This window comes from Pseudomonas sp. Marseille-Q5117 (assembly GCF_946901175.1).
Classification (GTDB): domain Bacteria; phylum Pseudomonadota; class Gammaproteobacteria; order Pseudomonadales; family Pseudomonadaceae; genus Aquipseudomonas; species Aquipseudomonas iranensis.
Window position 1 is genome coordinate 509,647 of record NZ_CAMPPP010000001.1, and the last position, 19,065, is coordinate 528,711.

Consider the following 19,065-nt stretch of genomic DNA (forward strand, 5'->3'; position numbering starts at 1 on the left):
TGCGGACAGCGCTGCCAGCGAGCGCGGTCTAATCCATGAATGCAGAGGCCACTATCAGTTGGCATCCGTCAGAGTCAGTCTGAATCGACATGCATTAAGGCACGATCGAACAAGGGGCGCATTTTACAGCTTAATGATGCTTTTACTAATGGATAAAGACAGGCTGAGGCGCAATTTCGACAGATGCCGTGCGCCTGTCGTTTTCAGACCAGTCGCTTGCGTGCAGCTCTGGACGAACGTCCAAGAAACCAGCCCAAAATTGGACCGATGAGCATGCCGATCAGCAACGCCAACACCGCAACAACCGACACCGGCAACTGCGGGCCGGAAAAACCCAGAAACAAAAGCGAAACCGATTGCTGGTTTTCCAGCACAAACGCCAGAACAACCAGAACCATCAGCAGAAGAAAAACGCCAAGCAATATGCGTTTGAGGTTACGCATCCACGCCCCCTTGAATTTGAATAGCGAAGATCAAGCGCCCTCCTCCTCTTCCTCGTTCACGCGGTCGCGCAATTCCTTGCCCGGTTTGAAATGCGGAACGAATTTACCGTCCAGACTGACAGACTGGCCGGTCTTTGGGTTGCGGCCGACGCGTGGCGCCCGGTAGTGCAGGGAGAAGCTGCCGAAACCACGGATCTCGATACGATCACCGGTGGCGAGGCACTGAGACATTTGTTCAAGCATGGTCTTGATGGCCAGCTCCACATCCTTGGATGAGAGTAGCCCTTGATGGGTGACAATTCGTTCGATCAACTCCGACTTCGTCATATTTTTCCCTTCTTTTTCAAGCAGCTAGATCAGCGCTTGAAAGGTTTTAGCATGCCCGGATGATTTTGAACAGCCCAGGGATTGACATATCTTTCCCGGGGTCAAAACGCCCATTTTCAGGGCACTCCAGTGGCGAGTCGGATCGCCGCTGCCCTAACGACACATCACCAGCATGGTCCGGGTCACGAAGCCCGCCGGATTAAAGCCAAACGGGTATTCGTCTTCATCTTTGGCATCGTCAGAACGGGTGATGACCTTATAGCCCTTGCCTTTGCACTCCTTCGCTGCACGCTTCTGGCACTTTTCCCAACCGGACCCCAACCCGGAGCAATCGACCTCGATACCACTGACGCCGCGCACCGCATGGGTTTTCGCACTGGTGGTGCAACCTGCCAGCGCCAAGACCACTGCAACAACAAGTAACTTGTTCATCCACTTCCTTATGCCAGGCAAGCCTGACGACTAATGCTCAAGATCAAGCTTAGTCGCGAATAGGCGATTGATCCGATTAAAGAAACAGACCCGCAGGCGTCGGCATTGGTTTCATGCACGGACGTACAAAGACCAAATCGCAGGCACAAAAAAGGGCGACCGAAGTCGCCCTTTTTAATGATCAAGCAGAACTCAGTTCTGTTTGGCCATTGCTTGACGCAGCAGTGCCGCCATAGTGGTGTCAGCTGCTTCGCCTTCCGGAGCTGCTTTCAGGCTCTGGATGGCTTCTTTCTCTTCAGCGTCGTCTTTCGACTTGATCGAGAGCTGGATTACGCGGCTCTTGCGGTCAACGCTGATGATCTTGGCTTCAACTTCCTGGCCTTCTTTCAGAACGTTGCGCGCGTCTTCAACGCGGTCACGGCTGATTTCGGAGGCTTTCAGGGTAGCTTCTATGTCGTCGGCCAGAACGATGATGGCGCCTTTGGCGTCAACTTCTTTCACGGTACCGGTCACGATAGCGCCCTTGTCGTTAACCGAGACGTACTCGGAGAACGGATCGCTTTCCAGTTGCTTGATGCCCAGGGAGATGCGCTCGCGCTCTGGGTCAACCGACAGGATGACGGTGTCCAGCTCGTCGCCCTTCTTGAAACGACGTACGGCTTCTTCGCCCACTTCGTTCCAGGAGATGTCGGACAGGTGAACCAGACCGTCGATGCCGCCGTCCAGACCAATGAAGATACCGAAATCGGTGATCGACTTGATGGTGCCGGAGATCTTGTCGCCCTTGTTGAACTGGCCAGAGAAGTCTTCCCATGGGTTCGACTTGCACTGCTTGATGCCCAGGGAGATACGACGACGCTCTTCGTCGATGTCCAGAACCATGACTTCCACTTCGTCGCCGACTTGTACGACTTTCGAAGGGTGGATGTTCTTGTTGGTCCAGTCCATTTCCGAAACGTGTACCAGACCTTCAACGCCTTCTTCCAGCTCAGCGAAGCAGCCGTAGTCGGTCAGGTTGGTAACACGAGCGGTTACGCGAGTGCCTTCTGGGTAACGGGCTTTGATAGCAACCCATGGATCTTCGCCCAGTTGCTTCAGGCCCAGGGAAACACGGTTGCGTTCGCGATCGTATTTCAGAACCTTGACGTCGATTTCGTCACCAACGTTGACGATCTCGGAAGGATGCTTGATGCGCTTCCAGGCCATGTCGGTGATGTGCAGCAGGCCGTCCACGCCACCCAGATCGACGAATGCGCCGTAATCGGTGAGGTTTTTGACGATACCTTTGACTTGCTGGCCTTCCTGCAGGGATTCCAGCAGAGCTTCACGCTCGGCGGAGTTCTCGGCTTCGAGGACGCTGCGACGGGAAACGACAACGTTGTTGCGCTTCTGGTCCAGCTTGATGACCTTGAATTCCAGCTCTTTGCCTTCCAGGTGCGTGGTGTCGCGCACTGGACGGACGTCAACCAGGGAACCTGGCAGGAACGCACGGATGCCGTTAACGTCGACAGTGAAGCCGCCTTTAACCTTACCGTTGATAACGCCCTTGACCACTTCCTCGGCTGCGAAGGCTGCTTCCAGAACGATCCAGCATTCAGCGCGCTTGGCTTTTTCACGGGACAGCTTGGTTTCGCCAAAGCCGTCTTCAACCGAATCCAGAGCAACGTGAACTTCATCACCAACGTTGATGTTCAGTTCGCCAGCATCGTTGTAGAACTGCTCAAGCGGGATGAGTGCTTCAGACTTCAGACCAGCGTGAACGGTTACCCAGCGAGCCTGGTAATCGATATCAACGATAACACCGGTGATGATGGAGCCTGCCTGAAGGTTCAGGGTTTTCAGGCTTTCTTCAAAGAGTTCCGCAAAGCTTTCGCTCATTTTAATTCCTGTAGATGAGGGCGAAGTAAACGCCCATCTCCACACCCCAGACGGTGTGGGTTAGTTTCATTTAAAAGAAGCACCGCAGGACTATGACTGGTCCCCTGCGACCTTCTTGGTCACCCGGCGATATCGCGAATGGCGATCTCGCTCATGATGCGTTCAAGCACCTGATCGATGGAAAGCTCCGTTGAATCCAGCTGAATCGCGTCGGCCGCCGGCTTGAGCGGGGCTACTGCGCGCTGGGTGTCACGCTCATCGCGTGCACGGATCTCATCTAGCAGACTCGACAGACTAACACCCTCGACTTTGCCCTTCAACTGCAAATATCGACGGCGCGCCCGCTCCTCGGCACTGGCGGTGAGGAAAATCTTCAGTGGTGCATCCGGAAAAACCACCGTGCCCATGTCGCGACCGTCGGCCACCAGGCCCGGCGCTTCCTGAAATGCACGCTGACGTTGCAGCAGCGCCTCGCGTACGGCGGGCAGCGCAGCCACTTGCGAGGCGCCGGAGCCGACGCTTTCGGTGCGAATGACATCGCTGACTTCGTCGCCTTCGAGAATGATCCGCTGCAGTTGACCTTCGGTCGCGGCGATGAACTGCACATCCAGATGAGCGGCCAGCGTTTTCAGCAACTCTTCATTGGTCAGGTCGACGCCATGGTTATGCGCAGCAAACGCGAGCAAGCGATAAAGCGCACCGGAATCCAGCAGGTTCCAGCCCAGACGCTTGGCCAGAATCCCGGCGACGGTGCCTTTGCCGGAGCCGCTTGGCCCATCGATGGTGATGACCGGTGCAATGTTTTTCACGACTGAGCCTCTTGTGCCACACGAATGCCGACTTGCCCGCACAGCGCGAGGAAGTTGGGGAACGAGGTCGCGACGTTGGCGCAATCGTGGATGCGGATCGGTGCAGTGGCGCGCAACGAGGCAACGCTGAAGGCCATGGCGATACGGTGGTCGCCGTGACCGTGCACTTCACCGCCGCCGATCTGGCCGCCGTCGATGATGATGCCGTCCGGGGTCGGTTCGCACTTGACGCCCAGCGCCAGCAAACCGTCCGCCATGACCTGAATCCGGTCGGACTCCTTGACCCGCAGCTCTTCGGCGCCGGTCAGCACGGTACGCCCTTCGGCGCACGCAGCCGCAACGAACAGGACCGGGAATTCGTCGATCGCCAGCGGCACCAGCTCTTCCGGAATCTCGATACCTTTGAGTTTAGCTGCGCGCACGCGCAAGTCAGCCACTGGCTCGCCGCCCACTTCACGTTGGTTTTCCAGAGTGATATCGGCGCCCATCAGTCGCAGGATATTGATCACGCCAGTACGGGTCGGGTTGATGCCGACGTGCTCAAGCACCAGCTCGGAACCCTCGGCGATCGAGGCCGCGACGAGGAAGAACGCCGACGACGAGATATCGCCCGGCACTTCGATGTGAGTCGCGGTGAGCTTGCCGCCGGACTCGACCGACGCCGTCGCACCGTCGACGCTGACCGGGTAGCCGAAACCACGCAGCATGCGCTCGGTGTGATCGCGGGTCGGTGCCGGCTCAGTGACGGTGGTCTTGCCTTCAGCATAGAGACCGGCAAGCAGCAGGCAGGATTTCACCTGAGCACTGGCCATCGGCATGGTGTAGGTCAAACCCTTGAGCTTGTGGCCACCGCGAATGGTCATCGGCGGACGCCCTTCAGCAGCGGTCTCGATGACCGCGCCCATTTCCCGCAGCGGATTGGCCACGCGATTCATCGGACGCTTGGACAGCGAAGCGTCGCCGGTCAGGGTGCTGTCGAAGTTCTGCGCCGCCAGCAGGCCGGAGAGCAGACGCATCGAGGTGCCGGAGTTGCCCAGATAGATCGGGCCCGGCGCAGGTTTCAGGCCATGCAGGCCGACACCGTGGATGGTCACGCGGCCGTGGTGCGGGCCTTCGATGACCACGCCCATGTCGCGAAACGCCTGCAAAGTCGCCAGGGCGTCTTCGCCCTCGAGAAAGCCTTCGACTTCGGTGACGCCTTCGGCCAGCGAGCCGAGCATGATCGAACGGTGGGAAATCGATTTGTCACCCGGTACGCGAATCCGACCGGACAGGCGGCCACCAGGTTGAGCCAGGAAGATCAGATCGTTGGAATTCATAGCGTCCACATAGGCCCTGCGGGCCAGGATTTTACTGAAATGCTCGCGGGCAACCCGGGCGCGCGTGAAAACGCCCAACAATTGGTGCCCATCCCCTGCATCGACCGCGTCGCGCAAGGCGTCGAGGTCGCTGCGAAATGTATCGAGTGTGCGCAGGACAGCCTCGCGGTTGGCGAGGAAGATGTCGTGCCACATCACCGGGTCGCTTCCGGCGATTCTTGTGAAATCGCGAAAACCACCGGCAGCGTAACGGAAGATCTCCAGATTTTCATTGCGCTTGGCCAACGAATCGACCAGACCGAAGGCCAGCAGGTGCGGCAGATGGCTGGTCGCGGCCAGCACTTCATCGTGCCGCTCGACCTGCATGTGCTCGACATCGGCACCCAATTCACGCCACAGGCGATCGACCACCGCCAGTGCGGCAGGATCGGTCTGCTCGAGCGGCGTCAGGATCACCTTGTGCCGGCGGAACAGCTCGGCGTTCGAGGCCTCCACCCCGCTCTGCTCGGAACCGGCAATCGGGTGCCCCGGCACGAAACGCGCCGGCATGCCGCCGAACGCTTCGGTCGCCGCGCGCACCACGTTGCCTTTGGCACTGCCGACATCCGTAAGAATCGCCAGCCCCAGATCCATAACAGCCAGACGCGCGAGCAGCTTTTCCATGGCCAGAATCGGCACCGCCAGCTGAATCACATCGGCACCGACGCACGCCGCCGCCAAGTCGTCTTCGCAGCGATCGACCACACCCAATTCGACCGCGAGCCTGCGCGATTGCGGATCCAGATCGACGCCGACCACTTCACGGCACAAGCCGCTTTCACGCAAACCCTTGGCAAACGAACCACCGATCAACCCCAGACCGACCACCACAAGGCGACCGATCATAGGTGCAGCAGGTTGCAGCGCAGTGACATCAACCACGAGCCAGAACCTTGCGCAGCGCCTCGAGGAAACGGCTGTTTTCTGCCGGCAGACCGATGGTCACCCGCAGGTGGTTCGGCATGCCGTAATTGGCCACCGGACGCACGATCACGCCTTCGCGCAGCAAGCCCTGAAAAATCGGCGCCGCGACTTGGCCGAGATCGACGCAGATGAAGTTGCCTTTGGACTCGATCCAGCCCAGCCCCAACTCACGGAAACAAGTCTGCAACTGCTGCATGCCGGATTCGTTGAGCTGACGGCTCTGCGCCAGATAGTCCTCGTCCTTCAGCGCCGCACAGGCCGCCGCCAAGGCGAGGCTGTTGACATTGAACGGCTGACGAACGCGGTTCAGCACGTCCGCCACCACTGGGGTCGACAAGCCATAACCGACGCGCAGCGCAGCCAGGCCATAGGCCTTGGAGAAGGTGCGCGACACCAGCAGGTTCGGGTATGCGGCGAGGAAGTCGAGACCGTCCGGCAAATCGCTGCCTTCGGCGTACTCGATGTAAGCCTCGTCGAGGACTACCAGCACATGCTCGGGAACGTCCTGCAGGAATTCGTCCAGCGCTTCGGCGCCGAACCAGGTGCCGGTCGGGTTGTTCGGGTTGGCGATAAACACCACGCGAGTGTTGGCATCGATGGCTGCGAGCATGGCCGGCAGGTCATGGCCCCAGTCTTTGGCTGGAACGACTTTGGCCTGCGCACCGACAGCTTGGGTAGCAATCGGATACACAGCGAAAGCGTGCTCACTGAACACTGCGTTCAGGCCCGGCGCCAGATAGGCACGCGCAACCAGCTCAAGAATGTCGTTTGAGCCATTACCCAGCGTGACCTGATTCAGCTCGACGCGGCACTGCTCGGCCAGCAGCGATTTCAGGGCGAAACCATTGCCGTCCGGGTAGCGAGTCAGCTCGGCCAGCTCTTCGCGGATCGCCGCCAATGCCTTCGGGCTGGCACCCAATGGGTTTTCGTTGCTCGCCAGTTTGACGATTTTTGCCGGATCCAGATCCAGCTCGCGCGCCAGTTCGTCCACAGGCTTGCCCGGAACGTACGGCGAAAGTTGTTGCACGCCCGGCTGTGCCAGAGCGAGGAAGTTGCCACTCATTTGCTACCGCCCCTTAGAGAACTGCTTTCGGGTAGGAACCCAGCACTTTGAGTGCTACTGCTTCCTGACTGATCTTTTCCAGCACACCTTTGATCAACGGATCACGGTGGTGGCCGACGAAGTCGATGAAGAACACGTAGGTCCATTTGCCGCTGCGCGACGGACGGGTTTCGATGCGGGTCAGGTCGATGCCATTGTCATGGAACGGCACCAGCAGCTCATGGAGCGCGCCGGGCTTGTTGCTCATCGACACGATGATCGAGGTCTTGTCGTCGCCGGTAGGCGGCACTTCCTGGTTACCGATCATCAGGAAGCGGGTCGAGTTGTCCGGACGATCTTCGATCTTCTCGGCCAGGCGCGTTAGACCGTACAGCCCCGCCGCCATGTCGCCAGCGATCGCCGCCGAATTCCACTCACCCTTGACCCGTTTGGCCGCTTCGGCGTTGCTCGATACCGCGACGCGTTCGACATTCGGGTAATGCGCGTCCAGCCACTTGCGGCACTGGGCCAGCGACTGCGCGTGGGAATAGATGCGGCTGATGCTGTCGGTCTTGGTGTTTTCGCCGACCAGCAAATGATGGTGGATGCGCAACTCGACTTCGCCACAGATCACCATGTCGTGTTCGAGGAAGCTGTCCAGCGTGTGATTGACCGCACCTTCGGTGGAGTTTTCCACCGGCACCACGCCGAAATTCACCGCACCGGCGGCGACTTCACGGAACACTTCGTCGATCGCCGCCATCGGCTTGCTGATCACCGCGTGGCCGAAGTGCTTCATCGCCGCCGCTTGGGTGAAGGTGCCTTCAGGGCCGAGATAGGCCACTTTCAGCGGCTGCTCCAGCGCCAGGCACGACGACATGATTTCGCGAAACAGCCGCGCCATTTCTTCGTTGCCCAGCGGCCCCTGATTGCGCTCCATCACGCGCTTGAGCACCTGAGCTTCGCGCTCGGGACGATAGAACACCGGCACTTCGCCTTCGGCCAGCGAGGCCATCTTCACGCGGGCGACTTCCTGGGCGCAACGCGCACGCTCACTGATCAGCTCGAGGACTTTGGTGTCCAGAGCGTCGATGCGAACGCGCAGTGCCTTGAGTTCTTGCTCGGACATCAGCCGTGTTCCTTCTCGAATTCCGCCATGTACGCCACCAGCGCGTTGACCGCAGTGATGTCGACGGCGTTGTAGATGGAGGCGCGCATGCCGCCCACCGAGCGGTGGCCCTTGAGGTTGAGCAGGCCGCGCTCGTCGGCACCGGCAAGGAACGGCTTGTCCAGACGATCATCAGCCAGACGGAACGGCACGTTCATCCACGAGCGATCCGACTTGTTGATCGGGTTGCTGTAGAGGCCGCTGGCATCGATGAAGTCATACAGGGTGCGCTGCTTGACGTCGTTGAGCTTGGCAATCGCTTCGACGCCGCCCTGCTCTTTCAGCCATTGGAACACCAGACCGGACAAGTACCAGGCCAGCGTCGGCGGGGTGTTGTACATCGAGCCGTTATCAGCCGCGACCTTGTAGTTGAGCATGGTCGGGCACAGCGAGCGGGCCTTGCCGAGCAGGTCTTCGCGGATGATGTTGACGACGATGCCGCTCGGGCCGATGTTCTTCTGCGCGCCGGCGTAGATCATGCCGAAACGCGAAATATCGACCGGGCGCGAGAGGATGTCCGAAGACATGTCGGCCACCAGCGGCACGTCACCGGTTTGCGGGATCCACTGGAATTCCAGGCCGCCAATGGTTTCGTTCGGCGCGTAGTGAACGTACGCAGCGTCTTTCGACAGGTTCCACTCGTTCTGACCTGGGATGGCGAAATAGTCGTAAGGCTTGGCAGTGGCAGCAACGTTGACGTGGCCGTAGCGCGAGGCTTCTTCGATGGCTTTCTGCGACCAGATACCGGTGTCGATGTAGTCGGCCGAGCCGCCTTCAGGCAACAGGTTCAGCGGGATCTGCGCGAACTGCTGGCTGGCGCCGCCCTGCAGAAACAGCACTTTGTAGTTCGACGGGATATTCAGCAGGTCACGCAGATCCTGCTCGGCCTGGGTGGCGATGGACACGAACTCATCGCTGCGATGGCTCATTTCCATGACCGACAGACCCTTGCCGTGCCAATCAAGGAGTTCACCCTGGGCGCGCTGCAGGACAGCTTCAGGCAGCGCCGCCGGACCGGCGCAGAAGTTATAGGCTCGCTTGCTCACATCCAATCTCGCTCTGATTTGGTGGTATCACGCAATAAATCACACTACCGATCAACATGGCCCTGTGGGAGCGAGCCTGCTCGCGAATGCATCACCGCGGTGCTTCAGAGGTACCGCAGCGCCTGCTTTCGCGAGCAGGCTCGCTCCCACAGGGGGCTCCATGATGTCGAAAATTCATACCGGACAAATAACAAGGGGGCGAATTCTCATCCGCCCCCTCGTTTGTCCGCTTATTCCTGCGGTTCTTCGTCTGCTGCGGCGTCGAGTTGCTGGTCTTCACCTGCTTCGTCGATACCGACGGTGCCTGCGATTTCCTCGCCCTCTTCACCTTCGAGCTCTTCGCCTTCGATTTCCGAAGGCTCCTGAACCCGCTCCAGCCCGACCAGGGTTTCATCCTTGGCCAGCTTGATCAGCGTCACGCCCTGAGTGTTACGACCCAGGCTCGACACTTCGTCGACACGGGTACGCACCAGGGTGCCCTGATCGGAGATCAGCATGATTTCTTCGCCGTCGAGCACCTGCACTGCGCCGACCAGACGGCCGTTACGCTCGTTGCTGACCATGGCGATCACGCCTTGGCCGCCACGCTTGTACTCAGGGAACTCGGTGATCGCGGTGCGCTTGCCATAACCACGCTCGGAAGCGGTGAGGATCTGGCTGCCTTCTTCCGGGATCAGCATTGAAATCAGCTTCTGCCCTTCCGGCAGACGCATGCCGCGCACGCCGCGAGCGGTACGGCCCATGGCACGCACGTCGGACTCTTTGAAGCGGGTGACCTTGCCGCCGTCGGAGAACAGCATCACTTCGCGCTCACCATCGGTGATGGCCGCAGAGATCAGCACGTCGCCTTCGTCCAGCTCCAGCGCGATCAGACCGACGCTGCGCTGACGGCTGAAGGATTCCAGCGGGGTCTTCTTCACGGTGCCGTTGGCGGTGGCCATGAAGATGTAGTGACCTTCGGTGTATTCCTCGACCGGCAGCATGGTGGTGATGTATTCACCGTCATCCAGCGGCAGCAGATTGACCAGCGGACGACCACGGGCCGCGCGGGATGCCTCCGGAATCTCGTAGGTCTTGAGCCAGTACACCTTGCCCTTGCTGGAGAACAGCAGCAGCGTAGTGTGGCTGTTGGCGACGAGCAGGTGAGCGATGTAGTCCTCGTCCTTGACGCCAGTAGCCGATTTGCCTTTGCCGCCACGACGCTGAGCCTGGTACGCAGCCAGCGGCTGGGTCTTGGCGTAGCCACCGTGGGAAATGGTCACGACGCGCTCTTCTTCCGGGATCATGTCGCCCAGAGTCAGGTCGAGACGGGCATCGAGAATTTCGGTGCGGCGCACATCGCCGTATTCGGCGCGGATCACTTCCAGCTCTTCGCGGATCACTTCCATCAGGCGCACGGCGCTGTTGAGGATGCGGATCAGCTCGCCGATCTGGTTGAGGATCTCCTGATACTCGGCCAGCAGCTTCTCGTGCTCCAGACCGGTCAGACGGTGCAGGCGCAGTTCGAGAATCGCTTGGGCCTGTTCTGGCGAGAGGAAGTACTTGCCTTCGCGCAGGCCATATTGCGGATCGAGGTTTTCCGGACGGCACGAATCGGCACCGGCACGTTCAACCATCGCCACCACAGCCGAGGATTCCCAAGGCGTGCTGATCAGCGCTTCCTTGGCTTCCGACGGCGTTGGCGAAGCCTTGATCAGGGCGATCACCGGGTCGATGTTCGACAGCGCAACGGCCTGGCCTTCGAGAATGTGCCCACGCTCGCGCGCCTTGCGCAGTTCGAACACGGTACGACGGGTGACCACTTCGCGACGGTGACGGACGAAGGCTTCCAGCAGATCCTTGAGGTTGAGGATGCGCGGGCGGCCGTCGATCAGCGCGACGATGTTGATACCGAACACCGATTGCAGCTGGGTCTGGGCGTAGAGGTTGTTGAGGATCACCTCAGGCACTTCGCCGCGACGCAGTTCGATCACGACGCGCATACCGTCCTTGTCGGACTCGTCGCGCAGCTCGGTGATGCCTTCGAGCTTCTTCTCTTTGACCAGCTCGGCGATCTTCTCGATCAGACGCGCCTTGTTCAGCTGGTAAGGCAGTTCGGTGATGACGATCTGCTGACGGCCACCGACCTTGTCGATGTCTTCGATGATCGAGCGGGCACGCATGTAAATGCGCCCGCGACCGGTGCGGTAGGCTTCGATGATGCCGGCGCGACCGTTGATGATCGCAGCCGTCGGGAAGTCCGGACCGGGAATGTATTGCATCAGCTCATCGACGGTCAGCTCGGGGTTGTCGATGAGGGCCAGGCAACCGTCGATGACTTCACCGAGGTTGTGCGGCGGAATGTTGGTCGCCATGCCTACGGCGATACCGCTGGAACCGTTGACCAGCAGGTTCGGTACGCGGGTCGGCATGACCGCCGGGATCAGTTCGGTGCCGTCGTAGTTCGGCACCCAGTCCACGGTTTCCTTGTGCAGGTCAGCCAGCAGCTCGTGCGCCAGCTTGGTCATGCGCACTTCGGTGTATCGCATGGCCGCAGCGTTGTCGCCGTCGACCGAACCGAAGTTGCCCTGGCCGTCGACCAGCAGGTAGCGCAGGGAGAAAGGCTGGGCCATGCGAACGATGGTGTCGTACACGGCAGTGTCACCGTGCGGGTGATACTTACCGATCACGTCGCCGACGACACGGGCAGATTTCTTGTACGGCTTGTTGTAGTCGTTGCCCAGCTCGCTCATCGCGAACAGTACGCGACGGTGCACGGGCTTGAGGCCATCGCGCGCATCCGGCAGTGCACGGCCGACGATCACGCTCATTGCGTAGTCGAGGTAGGACTGTTTCAGCTCGTCTTCGATATTGACCGGGAGGATTTCTTTGGCCAGTTCGCCCATGAGAAGCCTGATTCCTTTTTCTGGTGAAACTTCGTCATATCCATGTGGGAGCAACGAAGCTCGTCGGGGCCGGCCGAGTGCCATGCGCCGACTTACGACAAATCAACATTGGATCGCGGATTTGCGCAGTAAAGACAGCTCCGTGGAGCCGCCTCGGAAAACGCCGGATGTTATCACAAAGGCCGCCACGCACCTATCCCCCAGATGCGCATGGAGCATAGTTAGTTGACCGATGACAGGCTTGAGAGGGACGAGAGAGGCTCAGAGCTTGGTTGAATGTGAAATCGGGGGCTGAATTAGCGATGTTTATTGACATTACCGACCTCTTCGCGAGCAGGCTCGCTCCCACACAGGCCAGTGGCGTTCACAAAACCTGTGGGAGCGAGCCTGCTCGCGAATGGCTCAACACAACACCAAAGCCTGTCAATGCAGGCGTTTGCGACACATCAGCTGGGCCATTTTCGCGGTGTCCGGGCGTTCGACGATGCCTTTCTCGGTGACGATCGCATCGATCAGATCCGCCGGGGTGACATCAAACACCGGGTTGAACGCTTCAACATCGGCACCGACGCGTTTACCGCCGACTTCCAGCAGTTCGGCGCCATCACGCTCTTCAATCGGAATGTCATCGCCGCTGGCCAGATTCATGTCGATGGTCGAACTCGGCGCCACGACCATGAAACGCACGCCGTGGTGCATGGCGTTCACCGCCAATTGATAGGTGCCGATCTTGTTCGCCACGTCGCCATTGGCGGTGATGCGGTCAGCGCCGACGATCACCCAGGTCACGCCTTTGGTTTTCATGATGTGCGCGGCGGCGGAGTCGGCGTTCAGGGTCACCGGGATGCCTTCGTTGGCCAGCTCCCACGCGGTCAGGCGCGAGCCTTGCAGCCACGGCCGGGTTTCATCGGCGTAAACGCGCTCGACCATGCCTTCTATATAAGCAGCGCGGATCACCCCCAGCGCAGTACCGAACCCACCGGTGGCCAGCGCGCCGGTGTTGCAGTGGGTCAGGATGGCTTGAGCGTTGCCCTGATGCTTGCGAATCAGGTCGACGCCAAGCTGCGCCATGGTCAGGTTGGCCTCGCGATCGCTTTCATGAATGGCGATGGCCTCGGCTTCCAGCGCCGCCAGCGGATCGGCGTTGCTTTTCAGCCGATCCAGGCGATCGTGCATGCGCCCCAGCGCCCAGAACAGATTGACCGCGGTCGGCCGCGAATCGGCCAACAGCGCGAAATCCTCTTCCAGCGCCGCGTACCAGTCGCCGCCCTCGGCAATCCGCGCCCGCGCCGCGAGGACGATGCCATAAGCCGCACTGATGCCAATAGCCGGTGCGCCGCGCACGACCATCGAGCGAATCGCCTCGGCCACGCCGGCGGCGCTGGTGTAGGCGATCCACGTTTCCTCGAACGGCAAAATACGCTGATCCAGCAGGTGCAGCGCGCCATCACGCCAATCGATGGCCTTCACTTTCTCCGCAGCCAACAGTCGATCGCGCATCCCACACCCCGCACTCATGAACAAAAGCCGCCGATTATAGCGATCCCCCCGCGAAGACGCTCGGGTATACTTCGCCATCCTTTACAAAAGCACTGGAACCGACCCTCGATGCCGAAACCTGCCATTGCGCTCGACCTGTTATTGCTGCCGACCTGGCTGGTCCCCGTCGAACCCGCAGGCGTGGTGCTCAAGGAGCATGGCCTGGGCATCCGTGACGGTTGCATCGTGTTTATCGGCCCGCGCGCCGAAGCGTTGAAGTGTAACGCGACAGAAATCCGTGAACTGCCGGATGTTCTGTTGGCGCCGGGACTGATCAATGCCCACGGCCACGCGGCGATGACGCTGTTCCGTGGCCTGGCCGACGATCTGCCGCTGATGACCTGGCTGGAAAACCACATCTGGCCGGCCGAGGGCAAATGGGTCGATGAGGACTTCGTCCGCGACGGCACCGATCTGGCCATCGCCGAGCAGATCAAGGGCGGCATCACCTGCTTCTCGGACATGTATTTCTTCCCGAAAGTCGCCAGCGAGCGCGTACACAACAGCGGCATCCGTGCGCAAATCGCCATTCCGATCCTCGATTTCCCGATCCCCGGCGCCAGCAGTGCCGACGAAGCCATTCGTCAGGGCGTCGAATTGTTCGGCGATCTCAAGCATCACGAACGCATCAAGATTACTTTCGGCCCGCATGCACCCTACACCGTCGGTGATGAGAACCTGGAGAAAATCAGGGTGATCGCCGAGGAGCTGGACGCCTCGATCCACATGCATGTGCATGAAACCGCATTCGAAGTGCAGCAGGCCGTCGAGCAAACCGGCGAACGGCCACTGGCGCGCCTGGGCCGCCTTGGCCTGCTCGGCCCGCGCTTCCAGGCCGTGCACATGACCCAGATCAGCGATGACGACCTCGCGCTGCTGGTAGAAAGCAACAGCAGCGTGATCCACTGTCCGGAATCCAACCTCAAACTGGCCAGCGGCTTCTGCCCGGTCGAACGTTTGTGGCAGGCTGGGGTGAACGTCGCCGTCGGCACCGATGGCGCGGCGAGCAACAATGATCTGGACCTGCTCGGCGAAACCCGCACCGCCGCCCTGCTGGCCAAAGCCGTCGCCGGCTCTGCCACTGCGCTGGACGCCCATCGCGCCTTGCGCATGGCCACCCTCAATGGCGCCCGTGCGCTGGGGATCGAGACGCAGGTCGGCTCGCTGGAGATCGGCAAAGCCGCAGACATCGTCGCTTTCGACCTGTCCGGTCTGGCGCAGCAGCCGGTGTATGACCCGGTGTCGCAGCTGATTTATGCCACCGGGCGTGATTGCGTGAAACACCTGTGGGTCGCCGGCAAGCAACTGCTCGACGACCGGCGCCTGACCCGCATGGACGAACAACAGCTGGGCGCGACCGCCCGCCAATGGGGCCAGCGCATCAGCGGCCACACCGAATCGTAAACACCGCGGCGCAATATCCGCGGCTACAGCCCTTTTCAGGTTTTTCGAGGAATTGAACATGAGCAACGTCGACCACGCCGAAATCGCCAAATTCGAGGCCCTGGCCCATCGCTGGTGGGACCGCGAAAGCGAGTTCAAGCCGCTGCACGACATCAACCCACTGCGGGTCAACTGGATCGACGAGCGAGTCAATCTGGCCGGCAAGAAAGTCCTCGACGTCGGTTGCGGCGGCGGCATCCTCAGCGAAGCCATGGCTCAGCGCGGCGCCACCGTGATGGGCATCGACATGGGCGAAGCGCCGCTGGCGGTCGCACAACTGCATCAGCTGGAATCCGGGGTCAGCGTCGAATACCGCCAGATCACCGCCGAAGCCCTCGCCGACGAAATGCCCGAGCAGTTCGACGTGGTCACCTGCCTGGAGATGCTCGAGCACGTGCCGGATCCATCCTCGGTGATCCGCGCCTGCTTCCGCATGGTCAAGCCGGGCGGCCAGGTGTTCTTCTCGACCATCAACCGCAACCCGAAGGCGTACCTGTTCGCGATCATCGGCGCCGAATACATCATGAAGCTGTTGCCGCGCGGCACCCACGACTTCAAGAAATTCATCCGCCCGTCCGAGCTCGGTGCGTGGAGCCGCATGGCCGGCCTGACCGTCAAGGACATCATCGGCCTGACCTACAACCCGCTGACCAAGCACTACAAGCTGGCCAACGACGTTGACGTCAACTACATGATCCAGACCCTGCGCGAGGAATAAGCCGATGGCCATCAGAGCGGTACTTTTCGACATGGACGGCACCCTGCTCGACACCGCGCCGGACTTCATCGCCATCTGCCAGGCGATGCGCGCCGATCGCGGTCTGCCGCCGATCAACGACAAGCACATCCGCGACGAGATTTCCGGCGGGGCCAAGGCCATGGTCGCGGTGACATTTTCGATGGATCCTGAATCGCCGGGTTTCGAGGAACTGCGCCAGGAGTTTCTCGAGCGCTACCTGGTCGGTTGCGCAGTTCACAGCAAATTGTTCGACGGCATGGGCGAACTGCTCGTCGATATCGAAAAGGCCAACCTGATCTGGGGCGTGGTCACCAACAAACCGCTGCGCTTCGCCGAGCCGATCATGCAGCGTCTGGGGCTGGCCGAGCGTTCGGCGCTGCTGATCTGCCCGGATCATGTGAAGAACAGCAAGCCGGATCCGGAGCCGCTGATCCTCGCCTGCAAGATGCTTGATCTGGATCCGTCGACCGTGCTGTTTATCGGCGATGATCTGCGCGATATCGAATCGGGCCGCGATGCCGGCACCAAAACCGCTGCGGTGACCTACGGCTACATCCACCCGGACGACAACCCACGGCATTGGGGTGCAGACGTGGTAGTGGATCACCCGCTGGAGTTGCGCAAGGTGCTCGACAGCGCGCTGTGCAGCTGCTGACCTGACTGTTGCAAGCTCCCTGTGTGGCGAGGGGATTTATCCCCGCTGGGCTGTGCGTCTGCCGACCTGACTGCTGCAAGCTCCCTGTGTGGCGAGGGGATTTATCCCCGCTGGGCTGTGCAGCTGCCGACCTGACTGTTGCAAGCTCCCTGTGTGGCGAGGGGATTTATCCCCGCTGGGCTGCGAAGCGGCCCCCGCTTTGATCCAGGCAATGTGACACACAGGTTTTGCAACGGCTTCGCCGCCGAACGGGGATAAATCCCCTCGCCACGGGGGCGAAGCAGGTCTTCATCAAATGGATTGTGAGGTTTTTATGTTTGATTACACCGCTCGCCCCGAATTGCTCAAGGATCGGGTCATTCTGGTCACCGGTGCCGGCCGTGGCATCGGCGCGGCTGCGGCGAAAACCTATGCAGCCCACGGTGCCACCGTGTTGCTGCTGGGCAAGACCGAAGCCAATCTGACCGAGGTCTACGACGAAATCGAAGCAGCCGGCCACCCGCAACCGGCGGTGATCCCGTTCAACCTCGAGACCGCCCTGCCCCATCAATATGATGAGCTGGCCGCAATGATCGAAACCGAGTTCGGCCATCTCGACGGCCTGCTGCACAACGCTTCGATCATCGGCCCGCGCACGCCGATCGAGCAACTCTCCGGCGAAAACTTCATGCGCGTCATGCAGGTCAACGTCAACGCGATGTTCATGCTGACCAGCACCCTGCTGCCGCTGCTCAAGCTCTCACAGGACGCCTCGGTGGTGTTCACCTCGAGCAGCGTCGGGCGCAAGGGTCGCGCGTACTGGGGCGCTTACGGTGTGTCGAAATTTGCCACCGAAGGCCTGATGCAAACCCTGGCCGATGAAGTGGAAGGCGTTGCGCCGGTGCGCTCCAACAGCATCAACCCGGGCGGTACGCGCACCAGCATGCGTGCGCAGGCCTATCCGGGGGAAAATCCGCTGAACAACCCGACACCGGAAGAGATCATGCCGGTGTATCTGTACCTGATGGGCCCGGACAGCGCGGGCGTCAATGGCCAGGCTTTCAACGCCCAATAACGCCATACGTCGCATTTGTTGCCGCGGCAGAAAGCTGTCGCGGCAAACCATTGCCGCTCATAACCGTCACAAAGCCGCCAATAACCCAGCGCGGCCGCCCGGCATCCATCAGCAAGTCTTTGATTCGAAAAGCTTTAAATTAAATCGAACCGAATGGCACGGGTTTCGCTCTAAATTCCCTCAAAACATGCCGTGTGATGGCCATGGGGCAGACGCCGATTTCGATAGCTGACTGATCGTCTTGCGGCAGACTAAACTTACGCCAAACGTCCTACGGGACTGATGGATCAGTACGACGCGCAGCCCATAGCCGCTCTCACCCAGCCTGTAAGACAGACTTACTGCTTAGGGGCTCACGCCATATGAAATCTCCTTCCCAGACCCATGCAATTGACTTTGACAGTGCCAAATTGCAGCGCCTGGGCTTCGGTCAACTACCGGCGCTGATCGAGCGCCCGACCAGCCTGGCGCAACTGCGTCAGCAAATGAGCCTGCAACTGCAAACCAGCCTGGAGCCACAGCGCATCCTTGGCCTGTTCTTTCGCGAAATCCAACGCCTGGTGCCGCTGGACGCCCTGAGCTATGTGCATCAGGCCAGCGACTTGCGCCTGGAGTTCGGCGCGCGCGGCCACCACTCGGTCAGCTACACCCTGAGCCACGAAGGCGAGCACATGGGCGAGCTGGTCTTCCGCCGCAATCAGCGTTTCAACGACAAGGAACAGGGCGACCTCGAGTCGCTGCTGTCGTGCCTGCTGTACCCGATGCGCAACGCCCTGCTCTATCGCGCCGCAACGCAAAGTGCCTTGCGCGACCCGTTGACCGGTGCCGGCAACCGGGTGGCGATGGAGCAGACCTTGCAGCGCGAGATCGACATGTCGCGCCGCCATGCGCAACCGCTGTCGGTGCTGATGCTCGACATCGACCACTTCAAACGGGTCAACGATGACCACGGGCATGGCGCCGGTGATGAGGTGCTCAGAGCCATTGCCGCGTCGATCAAGGCGCAACTGCGCAACGTCGACATGGTGTTCCGTTATGGCGGCGAAGAGTTTCTGATCCTGCTGTCCAACACCGGTCGCGAAGCGGCAGCGATGGTCGGCGAGCGTTTGCGTCAGGCGACGCAGTCGGAGGAATACTTTGCCGATGGCCAGTTGATCGAGATCACCGTGAGTCTGGGATGCTCGACGTTACTGCCGGGGGAGTCGGCAGACAGCTTGCTGCGCCGCGCCGACAGTGCGCTCTATGTCGCAAAGCGCGAGGGGCGGAACCGGCTGGCGATGGCCGGCTAAAAATCATTGTGGGAGCGAGCCTGCTCGCGAAGAG

General features: G+C 60.5%; 16 protein-coding genes. 5 read left to right on the top strand and 11 right to left on the bottom strand.

Annotated features, from left to right (window positions below):
* Positions 1-203 precede the first annotated feature (203 nt).
* The 11 genes from OC605_RS02380 to mtnA form a co-directional block, all read right to left on the bottom strand.
* Positions 204-443, bottom strand: a complete 240-nt coding sequence (locus OC605_RS02380; RefSeq protein ID WP_076563762.1) for a LapA family protein — start codon at positions 441-443, stop codon at positions 204-206.
* 30 nt (positions 444-473) lie between these two features.
* Positions 474-770: an integration host factor subunit beta gene (gene ihfB / locus OC605_RS02385; protein ID WP_007950920.1), complete on the bottom strand. Its 297-nt coding sequence runs from the start codon at positions 768-770 to the stop codon at positions 474-476.
* 153 nt (positions 771-923) lie between these two features.
* Positions 924-1,202 carry a hypothetical protein gene (locus OC605_RS02390; RefSeq protein ID WP_110646032.1) on the bottom strand — a complete coding sequence of 93 codons (279 nt, stop codon included), beginning with the start codon at positions 1,200-1,202 and terminating at the stop codon, positions 924-926.
* A 192-nt stretch (positions 1,203-1,394) separates the two neighbouring features.
* Positions 1,395-3,080, bottom strand: a complete 1,686-nt coding sequence (gene rpsA / locus OC605_RS02395) for a 30S ribosomal protein S1 (RefSeq protein WP_016770920.1) — start codon at positions 3,078-3,080, stop codon at positions 1,395-1,397.
* A gap of 119 nt (positions 3,081-3,199) precedes the next feature.
* On the bottom strand, positions 3,200-3,889 hold the full coding sequence (gene cmk / locus OC605_RS02400; RefSeq protein WP_024013869.1) for a (d)CMP kinase: 690 nt from the start codon (positions 3,887-3,889) through the stop codon (positions 3,200-3,202).
* Positions 3,886-6,093, bottom strand: a complete 2,208-nt coding sequence (locus tag OC605_RS02405) for a bifunctional prephenate dehydrogenase/3-phosphoshikimate 1-carboxyvinyltransferase (RefSeq protein WP_262136277.1) — start codon at positions 6,091-6,093, stop codon at positions 3,886-3,888. The genes cmk and OC605_RS02405 overlap by 4 nt, the downstream gene beginning before the upstream one ends.
* A 28-nt stretch (positions 6,094-6,121) precedes the next feature.
* A complete protein-coding gene (gene hisC, locus OC605_RS02410; RefSeq protein ID WP_262136216.1) occupies positions 6,122-7,234 on the bottom strand; it encodes a histidinol-phosphate transaminase in 1,113 nt (370 codons plus the stop codon).
* Between the two features lie 13 nt (positions 7,235-7,247).
* The gene (pheA, locus tag OC605_RS02415; protein WP_016770924.1) at positions 7,248-8,342 is read right to left on the bottom strand and encodes a prephenate dehydratase; all 1,095 of its coding nucleotides are present in this window, start codon (positions 8,340-8,342) and stop codon (positions 7,248-7,250) included.
* A complete protein-coding gene (gene serC / locus OC605_RS02420) occupies positions 8,342-9,427 on the bottom strand; it encodes a 3-phosphoserine/phosphohydroxythreonine transaminase (protein ID WP_038860448.1) in 1,086 nt (361 codons plus the stop codon). Before serC ends, pheA begins: the two co-directional genes overlap by 1 nt.
* 230 nt (positions 9,428-9,657) lie before the next feature.
* On the bottom strand, positions 9,658-12,312 hold the full coding sequence (gene gyrA / locus OC605_RS02425; RefSeq protein WP_136492957.1) for a DNA gyrase subunit A: 2,655 nt from the start codon (positions 12,310-12,312) through the stop codon (positions 9,658-9,660).
* Between the two features lie 423 nt (positions 12,313-12,735).
* Complete coding sequence (gene mtnA / locus OC605_RS02430) at positions 12,736-13,812, bottom strand: S-methyl-5-thioribose-1-phosphate isomerase (protein ID WP_016770927.1); 1,077 nt, start codon at positions 13,810-13,812, stop codon at positions 12,736-12,738.
* Between the two features lie 108 nt (positions 13,813-13,920).
* On the opposite strand from mtnA, the gene OC605_RS02435 reads away from it, so the two are divergent.
* From OC605_RS02435 to OC605_RS02455, 5 genes are all read left to right on the top strand, one after another.
* Positions 13,921-15,255 carry a TRZ/ATZ family hydrolase gene (locus OC605_RS02435; RefSeq protein WP_262136217.1) on the top strand — a complete coding sequence of 445 codons (1,335 nt, stop codon included), beginning with the start codon at positions 13,921-13,923 and terminating at the stop codon, positions 15,253-15,255.
* Positions 15,256-15,313: 58 nt separating this feature from the next.
* Positions 15,314-16,012, top strand: coding sequence for a bifunctional 2-polyprenyl-6-hydroxyphenol methylase/3-demethylubiquinol 3-O-methyltransferase UbiG (gene ubiG, locus OC605_RS02440; RefSeq protein WP_024013875.1), 699 nt, complete (start codon positions 15,314-15,316; stop codon positions 16,010-16,012).
* A 4-nt stretch (positions 16,013-16,016) separates the two neighbouring features.
* Positions 16,017-16,688 carry an N-acetylmuramic acid 6-phosphate phosphatase MupP gene (gene mupP / locus OC605_RS02445; protein ID WP_262136218.1) on the top strand — a complete coding sequence of 224 codons (672 nt, stop codon included), beginning with the start codon at positions 16,017-16,019 and terminating at the stop codon, positions 16,686-16,688.
* 313 nt (positions 16,689-17,001) lie between these two features.
* Positions 17,002-17,742 (top strand): YciK family oxidoreductase, encoded by a 741-nt coding sequence (locus tag OC605_RS02450; RefSeq protein WP_024013876.1) that lies wholly within the window; start codon positions 17,002-17,004, stop codon positions 17,740-17,742.
* A 362-nt stretch (positions 17,743-18,104) separates the two neighbouring features.
* On the top strand, positions 18,105-19,031 hold the full coding sequence (locus tag OC605_RS02455) for a GGDEF domain-containing protein (protein WP_024013877.1): 927 nt from the start codon (positions 18,105-18,107) through the stop codon (positions 19,029-19,031).
* Positions 19,032-19,065 lie beyond the last annotated feature (34 nt).

Excerpts from the sequence above, each read along its gene's own strand:
- OC605_RS02380 (WP_076563762.1), bottom strand. The coding sequence starts at position 443 with ATGCGTAACCTCAAACGCATATTGCTTGGCGTTTTTCTTCTGCTGATG.
- ihfB (WP_007950920.1), bottom strand. The coding sequence starts at position 770 with ATGACGAAGTCGGAGTTGATCGAACGAATTGTCACCCATCAAGGGCTA.
- OC605_RS02390 (WP_110646032.1), bottom strand. The coding sequence starts at position 1,202 with ATGAACAAGTTACTTGTTGTTGCAGTGGTCTTGGCGCTGGCAGGTTGC.
- rpsA (WP_016770920.1), bottom strand. The coding sequence starts at position 3,080 with ATGAGCGAAAGCTTTGCGGAACTCTTTGAAGAAAGCCTGAAAACCCTG.
- OC605_RS02405 (WP_262136277.1), bottom strand. The coding sequence starts at position 6,093 with ATGATCGGTCGCCTTGTGGTGGTCGGTCTGGGGTTGATCGGTGGTTCG.
- hisC (WP_262136216.1), bottom strand. The coding sequence starts at position 7,234 with ATGAGTGGCAACTTCCTCGCTCTGGCACAGCCGGGCGTGCAACAACTT.
- pheA (WP_016770924.1), bottom strand. The coding sequence starts at position 8,342 with ATGTCCGAGCAAGAACTCAAGGCACTGCGCGTTCGCATCGACGCTCTG.
- gyrA (WP_136492957.1), bottom strand. The coding sequence starts at position 12,312 with ATGGGCGAACTGGCCAAAGAAATCCTCCCGGTCAATATCGAAGACGAG.
- mtnA (WP_016770927.1), bottom strand. The coding sequence starts at position 13,812 with ATGCGCGATCGACTGTTGGCTGCGGAGAAAGTGAAGGCCATCGATTGG.
- OC605_RS02435 (WP_262136217.1), top strand. The coding sequence starts at position 13,921 with ATGCCGAAACCTGCCATTGCGCTCGACCTGTTATTGCTGCCGACCTGG.
- ubiG (WP_024013875.1), top strand. The coding sequence starts at position 15,314 with ATGAGCAACGTCGACCACGCCGAAATCGCCAAATTCGAGGCCCTGGCC.
- mupP (WP_262136218.1), top strand. The coding sequence starts at position 16,017 with ATGGCCATCAGAGCGGTACTTTTCGACATGGACGGCACCCTGCTCGAC.
- OC605_RS02450 (WP_024013876.1), top strand. The coding sequence starts at position 17,002 with ATGTTTGATTACACCGCTCGCCCCGAATTGCTCAAGGATCGGGTCATT.
- OC605_RS02455 (WP_024013877.1), top strand. The coding sequence starts at position 18,105 with ATGAAATCTCCTTCCCAGACCCATGCAATTGACTTTGACAGTGCCAAA.